The organism is Paraburkholderia sp. 22099 (assembly GCF_052045835.1).
GTDB lineage: Bacteria > Pseudomonadota > Gammaproteobacteria > Burkholderiales > Burkholderiaceae > Paraburkholderia > Paraburkholderia terricola.
On the sequence record NZ_JBQEPU010000027.1, the window covers coordinates 68,550 to 82,787 of the forward strand.

Consider the following 14,238-nt stretch of genomic DNA (forward strand, 5'->3'; position numbering starts at 1 on the left):
GTGTTTCGCTGCGCGCTCTCCTGCACGTGTTGCATGGGTGTGCTTTACTTCCAGTTCTTTAGAAGATGGAGCGACAGATGGACATCGGTTTTATCGGCCTGGGCGAGATGGGCGCCGCGATGGTTGCCAACATGTTGAAAGCTGGGCACCAGGTGCGCGTGTGGAACCGCTCGCCGGAACGCGCGCAGCCGCTCGCCGACGCCGGCGCGACGATCGTCGCGACGCCGGCTGAAGCGTTCGCGGGCGACGCCGTATTCTCGATGCTCGCCGACGATGCCGCGTTGCGCGAAGTCGTGACCGCGACGCTGCTCGAACATGCGCCACGCGGCCTGATCCACGTGAACATGGCGACGATTTCGGTGGCGCTGGCCGAGGAACTCGCGACCGCGCACGCGTCGCGCGGCGTCCACTACGTCGCCGCGCCGGTGCTGGGGCGGCCGGATGTCGCGGCGGCGGGCAAGCTGACGATCGTCGCCGGCGGCCCGGCCGAAGCGATCGACCAGGTTCAGCCCATCTTCGACGTGATCGGTCAGAAAACATGGCGCATCGGTTCGCTGCCGCAGCAGGCGAACGTCATGAAGCTCGCCGCTAACTTCATGATCGGCGCGGCCGTCGAGACACTCGGCGAAGCGGGCGCGCTCGTGACCGGCCACGGCCTTGCGATGCAGGATTTCCTCGACATCATCACGAGCGGCCTGTTTACCGGACCGGTCTATTCGGGCTACGGCAAGATGATCGCGGAGCAGCGCTATGAGCCGGCGCTCTTCAAGGCGCGCCTCGGGCTGAAGGACCTGCGTCTCGCGCTCGCCGCAGCCGATGCCGTGACGACGCCGCTCCCGATCGCAAGCGTGGTGCGCGACAGTCTGCTCGAAGCGGTCGCTCACGGCGACGGCGAGAAAGACTTCGCCGTGCTTGGGCAGGTCGCGGCGCGGCGGGCCGGGCGCTAGGCATCCGTCGCGCAGTCATTGCGCCTTGCGAGCCTCGCGCGACGTGTTGCATTTTAGCAACGCAGAGGGTCAACCCTTATTTGAATGTTGCGCCGCACCAAACGATTTGCTATAGTTTGCCTTGTCTCCTCCATGTCTCCTCTGATATGGATTCAGCCCGCCAACTTAGGCGGGCTTTTTTTTGCCCCGATTTTCCAGCTCCCCTATAAATGAAAAAGCCGGCTTGGCCTTTGCACAAGACCGCCGGCTTTGCCACACACCCGCGCTGAATTCAGAACCTGTACGAGACGGCCAGGAACGAAATGATCGGATCGGCCTTCAGGTCCGCCCGGGAGACGCCCAGTTCAGTACCGTCCGCCGCCTTGATGATGACCGACGACGTCGTCTTGAGCGGAATGTACGTGACCGATGCCACCAAGCCCCAATGCTCCGTGATGTTGTACGCCAGGCCCGCATTGAACACCGGCGCCCACGACGACGACGCTTTCGCCGACACCTGGGTCTTGCCCGGCTTGCCCGCACCGGCGGCGAGCACGGCGCCGAGATTGTTCTGCGTCGACTGCACGAAGTTCTGGCTCAACTGGATATCGGAAAACCAGTTGTACGACACGCCGATGCCGACGAACGGCCGAAACTTCGCCGTCGGCGCATTGAAGTAGTACTGGAACAGCAGCGCCGGACTCCACTGCCGCACGCTTTTCACGATCGGATTGGCTTGCGGGTCGCCCAGGTCCTGCTGGCCGAGCGCGCCCGCCGGTCCGGGCGGCCTGATGGTGCCGTGGCCGTAGATCTTGAACACCGGTGGCACGCCTGCCACGGTCGTTACCGCGATGTGATCGGTGAGGTAATGGCTGAACACGAGGCCGACGGTGTTCGCGTTATTGGTCGACAAACTCGTGCCGGCCGACGTGAACGAATTTGGCAGGCGCAACGGCGTATTGATCGGCGTCGGCGCGACGTTGGTGGTGAGCGGCGTGCTCGAGTCCTGCGGCATCACGTGAAACCAGCCAAGCGTGGCGACGTTGTCGCCCGCACGCTGGGCGTGCGCGCCCGCGGACAAGCAGGTGGCCAATATCGTGAGATAGATTTTTTTCATGCTGCTCCTCCTGGGACGCTCGTCGCAGTGATCGCGCGGCGAGCGGCGGCGGTTGTCTACCCGCCGGCGCGCTGAACGCCGGGCGAGCGCGGGCTGCCGCGTTGCAACGCTACGCGTCGGCCGCGGCCCGAACGCCTGATTGCCAATGGGCGGCGCGTGATGCGTCGATTACTGGACGAACGCGCCGATCGTGAAGTACGGCGAGGCCGCGTTGGTCATATCGAGGTAGCCGAATACTCCGCCCGTGAAGATCATCTTTCCGGTCGGCGTGGCGCCCGTGGATGCGCCCACGTGCGTCGTCGTCACCAGACCGGGGACGGCTTGCGTGAAGTCCAGATCGAGCGCGGTGGCGAGCGATGCCTGCGATGGGTTGAACGGATCCAGCAACGTGGCCTGCTTGCCCTCGAGCGCGGTGGTGCGATAGTCGAACTGGCTATCCACGCCGATGTACTCGCCGTTCGGGGCGTTCACCGCGACCGCGCTTTGCGGCGCCAGGATCGAGATGCCCGATTCGTCGTCCGCGTAGGGTCCGAGTTCGCCGTTCTGCGGCACCGTGACCGACGAGTTCGCCGCGCCGGTTCGCACGAGGATCGGCACCAACTGGTTGCGCAATTTGCCGACGATCATGTAGCCACGCGCTTTCGGCGTGCTGGCGAGCGTCGGCTTCGCCTGTCCGAGAAAGTTGTTGGTCTGGAACGCGCCGCTGCCGTCGGCGGCCTGCGCGAAGTTCGTGCCGGGCTGCTGACACTTGCCGGCGTTGATGCCGGTGTTGTCGCACTCGCTCCACGTGCCGTCCGCATTGATCGTGATCCTGGAGTCGACCGCGACCGGCGCGAAGTTCTGCGACGGAACCTGGTGATAGCCCAACTGGTTGTAAGTGCCGGCCACGTTCGCGAGACTCGTTTCAATCGACGAGAAGCCGATGAACGGGTAGTACGGGAACTTGGTGTCGGGCACGGCGCCCACGCCGAGAATCCCGCCGAACGAAATCTCGGCGCCCGGAATCGTGCCGCCCGCCACGCCTTCGCCGACGAAAATCCGCGCCGGACGAGCCGGATCGAGACTCGCGCCGTTCAGCCGGAACGCGCATTGGTTGAGCTTGTTCGTCGGCAGCAGGGTTTCCTGGGTGAGCGTCCCGCTGGCGGTCAGGCCGGCGCGCGTCGGCACGACCGTGCCGGTGGTCGCCGGGACGGGCGACTCGATGTAGCTGACCTGCCAGGTCATCTTGCTGGTGTCGAGTTGCAGCTTGACCAGTTCGCCGTCACCGCCACCGCCTGTAAACACGGTGCCGTAGTCGAGCGATGCGGGGCAAAGGCGCACTTCGGTCACTGGGCCATCGCCACCGCCACCACCGCCGCACGCTGCCAGCAACGGTGCAGCAAGAGCGAGCACCGAAAGGATTCTCCATGTCATACCGCCTCCTGAATTTTCTCGTTGTGTGTGGCCGGCTCCCTGTCCCGCCACCTTTGCTTTAGTGATGTCTCTGAGTGCCCCTGGCAAGCCTTCGCCGCTTACTTGCTGATTTGCGCTCCGATGCCGAAGTAGGGCGTGCTCGGCGTATCGGCGTTGGCCGACGTCGATGCGATGCCGCCGTTCTCCGCGCCCTGGATTTCGATGGCGTAAAGGCCGCCGGACGCAATCGCGAAGCCGGTCTTGCCGTTGCTGTCCTGCACGCCGACGAGCCCCGGGCTCTGCAGTCCATAGCCGAGACCGAAACCGCTTTCCGCCGCCGACGTGCTCGGGTTGATGAACGTGCCGACGTTCCCCCGGATCAGCGTCGCGGTGTACTTGAAGTTCGAATCCGCGCCGGCGTAGCCGCCGTCGAAGCCGCCCGATGCGAGCGGCGTGGCCGCGGCGAGCATCGCGATGCCGGATTCGTCGTCGACCTTCGCGTCGAGATGGAATGGCGCGGTGCCGAGGTTGATAAAGCCCGTGCGCACGACGAGCGGCACCGTCGCGCCGTTGATCTGCCCGAGGATCATGTGCGCCGTCGCCGACTTGCCGGTCGCGCCGATGATCGGCAGCTTGAACTGCGGCACGATTTGCGGCGCTTGCTGGCTGTCGAAATAGCCGTTGCCGTTCAGCGTCCACGGGTTGCCGGTGCTCAGGCAGCCGCCGGCATTCGGCGAGTAGTTCGGATTAGCCGTGTTGCTGCTCGTGCAGGTGCCGCTGGCGTCGAACGTTTCGACCGTGTTGGTCGCGACCGTCGCATAGTTGCCCGACGGCGCGAGGTGATACAGCAAGCCGTTATAGGTGCCGGGAAGTTTCGTGATGTCGGTGGTGGTGCTGGCGAAGCCGAGGAACGGATAGAAGTCGAAATGGCGGCTGGGCACCGCGCCGATACCCGAGCCGACCAGCGGAATGTCCAGTCCGTCAAACTGCACCGTGGCTCCCGGAATGCCGCCGCCCGCCACGCCGAGTCCGACGAGGATCATCGGCGGATTGGGGTTGTGGGCGAAATCGGGCGTCGTATAAGGCTGGCCGTCGCCTGCGGCGGTGCCGGTGCCCGCGCCGAGTATGAACGCGCAGCGCGTCTGTTCGGCGGTGGGCAGCGTGCCGGTCGGCGGGTGGATCACCGCGCCGGTGATCTGCGTGCCGGCGCGCGTCGGCGTGACGGTGCCGGTGCGCAGCGGAATCGGTGACTCGAGCCACTTCAGCGTGTACGTCATCGCCGTTGCGTCGATGTTCAACTGGACCACCTCGCCGCTGCCGGCGCCGCCGAGGAAGGTGTTCTTTGCGATGTCGGCGGTGGCCGGACACAAGCCCGCTGCCTGAGCGCCCGAGGCGGGCGGGCCTTGCACGCCGCAACTCGAACCCGAGCATTGGGGCGTGTCGATAGCGCCTGGATTGTCGGCCTTGCCGCCGCCGCAAGCGATCAGGATTGGGGCCGTGGCAATGGCCATCGCCAGGCCTCTAATAATGGCGTGCGACATGCTGTTGTCTCCCTTCGTGTAATTGTGCGAAGTAATTTCGCCGGGAGGTTAATGCCTGTCAATTGAATGAGCCGTCTAAAAAGGCCGATTCAAACAGCACGGTTTTTTGCCGGACGCGCACCGTGCGGACGATGGCCGTCCTTTTAAACAGAAAAGGAGATTTCGCGTTGGGCGCGATACCGTTGCTTCCCCGCATGTCCTTTGCAGGCAAGCCTTTGAGCAAAATGGCTCTATCATCTTCGAACGACCGTTCGGCCAAAAATCCGGAGTTACCCTACGCGGAAAACTATGCTGCATAGGTCGAAATCAGAAACAATTACCGTCGCATTGATCGGCAGACTATTTATTTCATTTTGAAAGAAATCGGATTGCTGCTGATTAACTGCAGGCGAATGTCATTTAAACGGAGGTTGCTTTTAAAACAAAAAGCCGGTCTTTTAGAGACCGGCTTTCTTTACGAATCGACGGCGAATTGCCGCGCATATAAGCAAACTTGTTTAGCGGTTCAAACCGGCTTCCTCGTCGGCGCCGATCGCCAGATTCATACACTGAATCGCCGCGCCCGACGCGCCCTTGCCCAGGTTGTCGAGGCGCGCGACGGTCACGAAACGCTCTTCATTGCCGAACACGAACAGGTCGACACGGTTGGTGTCGTTATTCGCCTGCACGTCGAAAAAGCCGCTGTCCAGGTTGGCTTCCGCATCGAACGGCGCGACGCGCACGAAAGCCTCGCCCGAGTAGTACTCGGTGAGCAGCGCTTGCACGTCTTGCGGCGTCGTCTTCTTGGAGAACTGGCTCGGCGAGAAGAAGGTGGTGACCGCGAGACCCTTGTAGAAGTCGCCGACGATCGGCGTGAAGACGGGCGCCGCCTTCAGGCCGGTATGCGCGGCCATTTCGGGCAGGTGCTTGTGCGTGAGACCGAGTGCGTACGGGCGCGGACTCTTGAGCTTCTGGTTGCCGGCCGCTTCATAGTCGGCAATCATTTTCTTGCCGCCGCCGCTGTAGCCGGTGATCGAGTAAGCGTGCGCGGCAAACTCCGGCGCCACCACGCCTGCTTCGACGAGCGGGCGCATGGCCAGCACGAAGGCCGACGCGTGGCAGCCCGGCACGGCGATGCGTTTGGCGGTGCGCAGACGCTCGCGCTGCGAGCGCGCCAGTTCCGGCAAGCCGTAGGCCCAGTCGGCGGCCGTGCGAAAGGCGGTGCTGGCATCGATCAGCACCGTGCGCTCGTTTGCCACCAGCGAAGCCGATTCGCGCGAGGCGACGTCCGGCAGGCACAGGAACGTGACGTCCGAAGCATTGATGAGACGGCGGCGCTCCTCGAGGTCCTTGCGCTTCGCTTCCTCGATACGCAGGATCTCCACGTCGGCGCGTTGCGACAGGTATTCGAAAATCTTCAGGCCGGTCGTGCCTTCCTGTCCGTCGACAAAAACTTTCGTGCTCATCTCGATCTCACTGGCTTGCTGGAAACGGGGCGCGACGCCGCGCGGGAACGTTATTTTAAGACTTCATGGCCGCGGGCGTGCAGAACGGGTGAAAAAACGACGATGCGCGCCGAACGTGACGTCGGCATGACCTGTTGTCGGGCAGATGCGGGCCGATGCCGTCCGGTTCGCGGCGAATCGTGTGCTTGCCTAGCGTGCCGCGCCGATCCAACGCGCCGTCACGCCGGCAATGCGCGCGCCGAACATGCGCGCTGTTTCCAGATCGCCTGCGGGCGGCGCTTCTTCCGGCGAGGCGTCCGCCGGGGACTGCGCGAGCAGGCCGGTGAAGCCGCCGACATAGTTCAGGTCGTTGCGGGTCGCCGCCTTGGTGTTCGACGGCATCATGCCGGTGCCCGCCCAAATCATGCTGTGCTGCATCGCCAGCGTGACGAAGTACTGGATCGTCGAGAACTTGTCGCCGTTCATGGTCGCCGAATTGGTGAAACCGGCCGCGATCTTGTCTTTCCACGTTTGGCCGAACCACGGCTTCGAACTTGCGTCGGCGAATTTCTTGAAGTCGGCGGACGGGCCGCCCATGTACGTCGGCGCACCGAAGATGATGGCGTCGGCCGCGGCGAGTTCGGCCCACGACGCGTCGTCGAGCTCGCCGACCGGCAGGAGTTTCGCGTCCGCTCCAGCTTCGAGCGCGCCCGCCAGTACGGCTTCCGCTACTTTCTTCGTATGGCCGTAGCCGCTGTGATACGCGATGACGATCTTCGACATGACAATCTCCGGCAAGTGAAAGAGAACGTGGATTCAGCGACCGCACGCGGATGCTGCGGCGCAGGACATCTGGATGCATGCCGCTTCTAGTCCGGCTGCACACATTAGCTCGCGCGGATGATGGGAAGTTCGCGGCGGGGCAATCTGATCGCAGCAGTCTGCCCGTCCCCGGTCCGCCCTGGGCCTCCTGACGGCCGGGCATCGCTGCGGTCGCCCAGCGGCGCATCCGGTCGACGCACGACGCACTAGCCGAAGCTACCGCCCGTAATTGACGACCATCCGCGCGCTGCCAAGCGTCGCGGTGCCGATCTCGTGATCGAACATCAGCGCGGGACGGCCTTGCGCGAGGCGGAGGTCGGCCGTGTTCAGCGCATAAACGGTGATGACGTAGCGATGCGGTTTGCCGGGCGGCGGGCAAGGGCCGCCATAGCCGTCGATGTCGAAGTCGTTGCGGGCCTCCACCGCGCCGAGTTTCTTCAGGAAGCCGGAGGAACTGGCGTTCTCCGGCACGCTTCCGACGGTGGCCGGAATGCCCGCCACCGCCCAATGCCACCAGCCGCGGCCCGGCGCATCCTGATCGAACATGGTGACCGCGAAACTGCGGGTGCCGGGCGGCGCGTCGCGCCACGTCAACTGCGGCGAGCGATTGCCGCCCTTGCAGTCGTCCTGATTGAAAACCTGTGCGGCGTCAACGGTACCGCCGGAGCGAAAGCTGGCGCTGGTCAGCGCGAATGCACCCTCGGCGAGCGCATGAGGGCCGTTCGCCGCCACTAACGCGAGACCCAGCATCGCGCAAGTGAACGACGGCATACGGCGAAATGGCGAAGCGAGCGAAACAACCAGGCAACGCGAGCGCATGTGCCGGTTCTCCTGTCAGGGCGCGAGGCGGTGGCCGCGCGATGGTTATTGTCCCTATTCCGTGCCCCAGGGTCGGATCAAGTCTAACATTAGCTCTGCGCATCATTGTTGTGCTTCGGCGCCTTTGCCCACCCGAAATCAGCTATAGTCCGAGGATTATCCGCGTGGAGCGGGGCCGTATAAGCGATCAGTCTAAGTACGAAGAAAAAAGACATGTCCGATGTTCTGGAGAGTGGTTTATTCGTAGAGGGGAGCGCAATGCAAGATCCAGTCAGGGTCGTGGTCGCCGACGACCATCCGGTAATTCTGTTCGGCGCCGAGCAAGCCTTGCTCAAATTCCCCGGATTGCAGGTCGTCGCACGGGCGCGACAATCAACGGAACTGATCAAGGTGCTGCAAACAGTTGCTTGCGACGTGTTGGTCACTGATCTGGCCATGCCTGGCGGCCAGTATGGCGATGGGCTGCCGCTGATCGGCTATCTGCGCCGCAATTTTCCCGATCTGCCAATCGTCGTGCTGACGATGCTGGAGAATGCCGCGTTGCTTAAGCGGCTGAGTGAAATTGGGGTGACCTCGGTCGTCAACAAGTCGGACGATCTGAGTCATATCGGCCTCGCGGTGCAGCATGTGAGCCGCCGCCTCGAATACATGAGTCCGTCCGTCAAGGCGTCGCTTGATGCGCTGCGCATGAACGCCGGTGGTAAGAACGAAGAGGTGATGCTGTCGAGGCGCGAACTCGAAGTCGTGCGCCTGTTCGTGTCGGGCATGACGATCAAGGAAATCTCGGAGCAACTCAATCGCAGCATCAAGACCATCAGCACGCAGAAAAATACGGCGATGCGCAAGCTCGGCATCGATCGCGATTCCGAGTTGTTCCAGTATGCGCAGAGCAACGGCCTGCTGAATCTCTCGTCTCACTCCGTGGAAGACAAGGGCGATCTGCATTAATTTCACGTGCTTTTCGTGAGTAAAAAGAAAAGGCCGCCTGTCGATGAGACAGGCGGCCTTGTCATTCAGGCCGCATAAGCGGCCGCGTTCGTTGCCGGGGTGCTTACTGCGGCGCCGAGGTGGCGCCGCCGTGGGCTGCCGACCATTCGGCCGGCGCATGCAGGAATTTTTCCACTTCGTCGAGCGTGTTCGTGTCGAAGTACCTGTTTTCCTTCGCGACACGCAACACGTCCCACCACGTGGCGAGCGCGTGCAGATCGACGTCGATGTCTTTCAGCACGGACACGCTTTCCTTGAAGATGTTGTAGTGGAACAGCACGAAGCAGTGGTTCACTGTGGCGCCCGCGCCGCGCAGCGCATTGATGAAGTTGATCTTGCTGCGGCTGTCCGTGGTCAGGTCTTCGACCAGCAGCACGCGTTGGCCTTCGGTCAGCAGACCCTCGATCTGCGCGTTGCGGCCGAAACCCTTCGGCTTCTTGCGCACGTATTGCATCGGCACCATCAGGCGGTCGGAAAGCCATGCGGCGAACGGGATGCCGGCGGTTTCGCCACCGGCGACGGCGTCGATCTGCTCATAGCCGACGTCGCGCAGGAGGGTGGTTTCGGCCATTTCCATCAGGCCGCGGCGCACGCGCGGATACGAAATCAGCTTGCGGCAGTCGATATAAACCGGGCTCGCCCAGCCGGACGTGAAAATGTACGGTTTCTCCGCGTTGAAGTGCACTGCCTGGACTTCCAGCAGCATCTTGGCGGTGGTGTCGGAGATCGTCTGGCGATCGAAGCCTGTCATGGGCGAATCCTTGGGTGTGAGCGGGGAGAAGCGGACGCGGGGCCCGGTGGCGCAGCGAGCGACGTATGCCGCGCCATGCTGGGCGGCGCCTCGATAGGCACGCCTTGATGGGCGAATACGCAACCGGTCAGTGGAGTGCAGGCCGGTTTTTGCTGCGCGCGTAGGCCGACATTTTACTCGAAATGAGCACTTTCGAGGAGGCGGTGGTGGGCGCCGGCGGCGAATGGCGGTCGTGGGGAGCGCGCCGGGCGGGCCGCCGGGGCGGTGGCGGGAGCGGCTGTCCGGCGGTTTCGCATAGGCTTTTTGGTCAGCTTGTGAGCAGGCTGGGGCGCCTTTACACTCACGCGAATTTCCTGCGCGCCGGTTTATCGTTGCCGGCCGTCCCACCTACGGAATACCTTCGATGACCGCCGTTTCCCCCGCTGCCGCCGCCGGTGCATCCATCAGGAATGGCTACGCCGGCCGCGCGTTGATCGCCTCGGTGCTCGGCTATGCAATGGACGGCTTCGATCTGCTGATCCTCGGTTTCATGCTGCCGGCCATTGCCGCCGACCTGCATCTGAGTTCCGCGCAGGCCGGCTCGCTCGTCACGTGGACGCTGATCGGCGCGGTGGCGGGCGGTCTGATCTTCGGCGTATTGAGCGACTATTTCGGACGCGTGCGAATGTTGACGTGGACCATCCTGATCTTCGCCGTCTTCACGGGTTTGTGCGCGCTGGCGCAAGGTTACGCCGATCTATTGACCTACCGGACCATCGCCGGCATCGGACTAGGCGGCGAGTTCGGCATCGGGATGACCTTGGTGGCCGAAGCGTGGCCGGCGTCGCAGCGGGCGCGCGTGTCGTCGTATGTCGGGCTCGGATGGCAGTTCGGCGTGCTCGGCGCCGCTTTGCTGACGCCGCTGCTGTTGCCGGTGATCGGCTGGCGCGGCATGTTCGCGCTTGGCTTGCTGCCCGCCGTTGTGTCTTTCTTTGTGCGACGGCGGGTCGAGGAGCCGACGCTGTTTACCGAGCGTTCGGCGCGCGGCATGCGTAGGCTGCCGTTGAAATTGCTGGTGGCCGATGGAAGGACTGCGCGCGCGAGCATGGGCGTCGCGATTCTCTGCTCGGTGCAGAACTTCGGCTATTACGGGCTGATGATCTGGCTTCCGAGTTATCTGTCGAAAACCTTCGGCTACTCGCTGACCAAATCCGGCGTGTGGACCGCGGTCACGGTTCTCGGCATGGCGTGCGGCATCTGGCTGTTCGGCATGGCCGCCGACCGCTTCGGCCGCAAGCCGGCCTTTCTGTTTTATCAGGCGGGCGCGGTGGTGATGGTATTCGTCTACGCCCATCTGACGACGCCCATGACGCTCCTGATCGGTGGCGCGGCGATGGGCGTGTTCGTCAATGGGATGATCGGCGGTTATGGCGCGTTGATCTCCGAGCTTTATCCGACCGAGGCGCGCGCCACCGCGCAGAACGTGTTGTTCAACATTGGACGGGCGATGGGCGGTTTTGGGCCGGTCGCGGTGGGTGCGCTGGCCGCGCGCTATTCGTTCGGCGCCGCGCTCGCCGTGCTCGCGTCGATCTATTTGCTCGATATCTTCGCGACGCTTTTTCTGATTCCCGAACGGCGCGGCGCCGAGCTTCAGTGAGTTTGGCCGACCACCAATGACGCCCAAATGCCGATGCATGACAACGCGCCGAATGCCCGCTGGATGCGGCGTTGCAGCATTGTCCGCCGCTGTTTCGCCAATGGCGCGGCGCGTTAACCACCCAGTGCATCGACGCATCCGGGGTGTACACTAACCGACCCGCGCAGCACTTCCGCACCGTCTTGTCCTCCGCCGAGGTTCGACGCCGCGCCCAACCGGCGCATGCGAAAACCGCCTCAGTCGATCATTCATTCGATAGATGCAAGCGACGCCAACGGTGCGGTGTGCCGGGCCCAATTTCTTACGTCTCGCAGGCCAAAAAATGGACGAACAACTGAAGCAAAGCGCTCTCGCCTATCACCAGAACCCGAAACCCGGCAAGATTTCGGTCACGCCCACCAAGCCGCTGTCGAACCAGCTCGACCTGTCGCTTGCGTACTCGCCGGGCGTCGCCGCAGCCTGCATGGCGATCTACGAAGAACCGCTCGACGCGCAGAAGTACACCTCGCGTGGCAACCTCGTCGGCGTGATCACGAACGGCACGGCGGTGCTCGGTCTCGGCAACATCGGCCCGCTCGCCGCCAAGCCGGTGATGGAGGGCAAGGGCTGTCTGTTCAAGAAGTTCGCCGGCATCGACGTGTTCGACATCGAGCTCAGCGAGTCCGATCCGGACAAACTGGTCGAAGCGATCGCGATGCTTGAGCCAACCCTCGGCGGCATCAACCTCGAGGACATCAAGGCGCCGGAATGCTTCTACATCGAGAAGAAACTGCGCGAGCGCATGAAGATTCCGGTCTTCCACGACGACCAGCACGGCACCGCGATCATCGCTTCGGCGGCGATCTTGAACGGCCTCAAAGTGGTCGGCAAAAAGCTCGACGAAGTGAAGCTGGTGTGTTCGGGCGCGGGCGCGGCGGCGATTGCGTGCCTGGACCTGCTGGTGAATCTCGGTTTGTCGAAGCACAACATTCTGGTCGCGGACTCGAAGGGCGTGATCTACGAAGGCCGCGGCAATCTCGATCCGTCGAAGGAGCGCTACGCGGCGAACAGCGACGCGCGCACGCTGGCTGACGCGATCCGCGGCGCCGACGTGTTCCTCGGCTGTTCGAGCGCCGGCGTGCTGAAGCCGGAAATGGTCGCCGAAATGGGCACGCAGCCGCTGATTCTCGCGCTGGCCAACCCGGAGCCGGAAATCCGCCCCGAGGAAGCCAAGAAAGTGCGCCCGGACTGCATCATCGCGACGGGCCGTTCGGACTATCCGAACCAGGTCAACAACGTGCTGTGCTTCCCGTTCATCTTCCGCGGCGCGCTGGACGTCGGCGCGACCACGATCACGGAAGAGATGAAGCTCGCGTGCGTGCGCGCCATCGCCGAACTGGCGGAAGAAACCGATCAGGGCGATGAAGTCGCGAAGGCTTACGAAGGTCACTCGCTCGAATTCGGCCCGGAATATCTGATTCCGAAGCCGTTCGATCCGCGCCTGATCATCAAGATCGCTCCGGCCGTCGCGCAAGCAGCGATGGATTCGGGCGTCGCGACCCGTCCGATCAAGAACATGGACGCGTACCGTGAAGAACTCGGCACGACCGTGTATCGCACCGGCATGGTGATGCGCCCGGTGTTCGCCGCGGCGAAGTCGGAGCCGGCGCGCATCGTGTTCGCCGAAGGTGAGGACGAGCGCGTGCTGCGCGCCGCGCAATTCGTGCTGGTGGAAAAGATCGCCAAGCCGATTCTGGTCGGCCGTCCGTCGGTGATCGAGATGCGTCTGAAGAAGGTGGGCTCGAAGCTCAAGTGCGGTGAAGACTTCGAGGTCGTCGATCCCGAAGACGATCCGCGTTATCAGCAATGCTGGCAGGCGTACCACGAACTCGGCGCGCGCGAAGGCGTCACGCCGGACGTCGCGAAGGCCGCGATGCGCAAGTTCAATACGCTGATCGGCGCGATCCTCGTGCGCCTTGGTGAAGCGGACGGCATGATCTGCGGGATGATCGGCCAGTACCACACGCATCTGAACTTTATTGAGCAGGTGTTGGGCAAGGCCGAAAACGTGCAGAATTTCGCCGCCATGAATCTGCTGATGCTGCCGGGCCGCAATCTGTTCATCTGCGATACGTACGTGAACGAAACGCCCACCGCCGAACAACTCGCCGACATGACGATGCTGGCTTCGCGCGAAATCGAGAAGTTCGGTATCACGCCGAAGGTGGCGTTGCTGTCCAATTCGAACTTCGGCAGCGCGCCTTCGTCGTCGTCGCAGCGTATGGCCGCGGCGCGCAAGCTGATTGCGGAGCGCGCGCCGTCGCTCGAAGTCGACGGTGAAATGCACGGCGATGCGGCGTTGTCGGAGGCGGTCCGCAAGGCCGCGTTCCCCGGCACGACACTGACGGGCGAAGCGAATCTGCTGATCATGCCGAATGTGGAAGCGGCGAACATCACGTACAACCTGCTGAAGATGGTCGGCGGCGAAGGCGTGACGGTGGGACCGTTCCTGCTCGGCGCCGAAAAGCCGGTGCACATCCTCACGCCGGCTGCGACCGTGCGCCGGATCATCAACATGACGGCGGTGGCTTCGGCTAACGCACGCAAGAAGGTCAACGCGCAGTAATGCAGGTAGTTTGATGGTGAAGCGGCGCCGCATCGCGGCGTTCGCGACAAGCTGACGAAAACGCCGCGGGAGTTGATTCCGTGGCGTTTTTTATTTGCAGGTTCGGTCTGTGCGACTTGTCGTCCTAATGCATCTCAATGTGATGAGCGTCTTTTAAGAGTGCTCTTATTCGATTTTCTGTGACACTTTTGTAAAGTTGTTCCCGAAGCGCAGCACAC

General features: G+C 63.2%; 12 protein-coding genes. 4 read left to right on the forward strand and 8 right to left on the reverse strand.

The features are described from left to right. The first annotated feature begins 77 nt into the window (after positions 1-77). Positions 78-947 (forward strand): NAD(P)-dependent oxidoreductase, encoded by an 870-nt coding sequence (locus ACTJLC_RS23535; protein ID WP_440845300.1) that lies wholly within the window; start codon positions 78-80, stop codon positions 945-947. A 271-nt stretch (positions 948-1,218) separates the two neighbouring features. On the opposite strand, the gene ACTJLC_RS23540 is transcribed toward ACTJLC_RS23535, so the two are convergent. From ACTJLC_RS23540 to ACTJLC_RS23570, 7 genes are all read right to left on the reverse strand, one after another. Continuing rightward, positions 1,219-2,043 carry an OmpW/AlkL family protein gene (locus ACTJLC_RS23540; protein ID WP_440845302.1) on the reverse strand — a complete coding sequence of 275 codons (825 nt, stop codon included), beginning with the start codon at positions 2,041-2,043 and terminating at the stop codon, positions 1,219-1,221. Between the two features lie 168 nt (positions 2,044-2,211). Next, positions 2,212-3,456: a DUF2957 domain-containing protein gene (locus tag ACTJLC_RS23545; RefSeq protein WP_440845304.1), complete on the reverse strand. Its 1,245-nt coding sequence runs from the start codon at positions 3,454-3,456 to the stop codon at positions 2,212-2,214. 98 nt (positions 3,457-3,554) lie between these two features. Beyond that, complete coding sequence (locus ACTJLC_RS23550) at positions 3,555-4,976, reverse strand: DUF2957 domain-containing protein (RefSeq protein WP_440845306.1); 1,422 nt, start codon at positions 4,974-4,976, stop codon at positions 3,555-3,557. Between the two features lie 58 nt (positions 4,977-5,034). Further along, positions 5,035-5,199, reverse strand: a complete 165-nt coding sequence (locus ACTJLC_RS23555; protein ID WP_440845308.1) for a hypothetical protein — start codon at positions 5,197-5,199, stop codon at positions 5,035-5,037. Between the two features lie 274 nt (positions 5,200-5,473). After that, complete coding sequence (gene argC, locus ACTJLC_RS23560) at positions 5,474-6,421, reverse strand: N-acetyl-gamma-glutamyl-phosphate reductase (RefSeq protein ID WP_073432183.1); 948 nt, start codon at positions 6,419-6,421, stop codon at positions 5,474-5,476. A gap of 189 nt (positions 6,422-6,610) precedes the next feature. Beyond that, positions 6,611-7,183 carry a flavodoxin family protein gene (locus tag ACTJLC_RS23565; RefSeq protein WP_310131414.1) on the reverse strand — a complete coding sequence of 191 codons (573 nt, stop codon included), beginning with the start codon at positions 7,181-7,183 and terminating at the stop codon, positions 6,611-6,613. Between the two features lie 255 nt (positions 7,184-7,438). Next, the gene (locus ACTJLC_RS23570; RefSeq protein ID WP_440845310.1) at positions 7,439-8,041 is read right to left on the reverse strand and encodes a YbhB/YbcL family Raf kinase inhibitor-like protein; all 603 of its coding nucleotides are present in this window, start codon (positions 8,039-8,041) and stop codon (positions 7,439-7,441) included. A gap of 258 nt (positions 8,042-8,299) precedes the next feature. Here ACTJLC_RS23570 and ACTJLC_RS23575 point away from each other — a divergent pair, with 258 nt between their 5' ends. Then, the gene (locus ACTJLC_RS23575) at positions 8,300-8,989 is read left to right on the forward strand and encodes a response regulator (RefSeq protein ID WP_073432186.1); all 690 of its coding nucleotides are present in this window, start codon (positions 8,300-8,302) and stop codon (positions 8,987-8,989) included. A 103-nt stretch (positions 8,990-9,092) separates the two neighbouring features. Here the strand turns inward: ACTJLC_RS23575 and ACTJLC_RS23580 are convergent, their stop codons facing one another. Then, complete coding sequence (locus ACTJLC_RS23580; RefSeq protein ID WP_073432187.1) at positions 9,093-9,779, reverse strand: orotate phosphoribosyltransferase; 687 nt, start codon at positions 9,777-9,779, stop codon at positions 9,093-9,095. 403 nt (positions 9,780-10,182) lie between these two features. Between ACTJLC_RS23580 and ACTJLC_RS23585 the strand changes: the two genes are divergently transcribed. Both ACTJLC_RS23585 and ACTJLC_RS23590 read left to right on the forward strand, forming a co-directional pair. Next, positions 10,183-11,415: an MFS transporter gene (locus ACTJLC_RS23585; RefSeq protein ID WP_310131421.1), complete on the forward strand. Its 1,233-nt coding sequence runs from the start codon at positions 10,183-10,185 to the stop codon at positions 11,413-11,415. A gap of 322 nt (positions 11,416-11,737) precedes the next feature. Next, entirely contained in the window at positions 11,738-14,020 is a 2,283-nt protein-coding gene (locus ACTJLC_RS23590; protein WP_310131423.1) for an NADP-dependent malic enzyme, read from the forward strand. The last annotated feature ends 218 nt before the right edge of the window (positions 14,021-14,238 follow it).

Excerpts from the sequence above, each read along its gene's own strand:
- ACTJLC_RS23535 (WP_440845300.1), top strand. The coding sequence starts at position 78 with ATGGACATCGGTTTTATCGGCCTGGGCGAGATGGGCGCCGCGATGGTT.
- ACTJLC_RS23540 (WP_440845302.1), bottom strand. The coding sequence starts at position 2,043 with ATGAAAAAAATCTATCTCACGATATTGGCCACCTGCTTGTCCGCGGGC.
- ACTJLC_RS23545 (WP_440845304.1), bottom strand. The coding sequence starts at position 3,456 with ATGACATGGAGAATCCTTTCGGTGCTCGCTCTTGCTGCACCGTTGCTG.
- ACTJLC_RS23550 (WP_440845306.1), bottom strand. The coding sequence starts at position 4,976 with ATGTCGCACGCCATTATTAGAGGCCTGGCGATGGCCATTGCCACGGCC.
- argC (WP_073432183.1), bottom strand. The coding sequence starts at position 6,421 with ATGAGCACGAAAGTTTTTGTCGACGGACAGGAAGGCACGACCGGCCTG.
- ACTJLC_RS23565 (WP_310131414.1), bottom strand. The coding sequence starts at position 7,183 with ATGTCGAAGATCGTCATCGCGTATCACAGCGGCTACGGCCATACGAAG.
- ACTJLC_RS23570 (WP_440845310.1), bottom strand. The coding sequence starts at position 8,041 with ATGCGCTCGCGTTGCCTGGTTGTTTCGCTCGCTTCGCCATTTCGCCGT.
- ACTJLC_RS23575 (WP_073432186.1), top strand. The coding sequence starts at position 8,300 with ATGCAAGATCCAGTCAGGGTCGTGGTCGCCGACGACCATCCGGTAATT.
- ACTJLC_RS23580 (WP_073432187.1), bottom strand. The coding sequence starts at position 9,779 with ATGACAGGCTTCGATCGCCAGACGATCTCCGACACCACCGCCAAGATG.
- ACTJLC_RS23585 (WP_310131421.1), top strand. The coding sequence starts at position 10,183 with ATGACCGCCGTTTCCCCCGCTGCCGCCGCCGGTGCATCCATCAGGAAT.
- ACTJLC_RS23590 (WP_310131423.1), top strand. The coding sequence starts at position 11,738 with ATGGACGAACAACTGAAGCAAAGCGCTCTCGCCTATCACCAGAACCCG.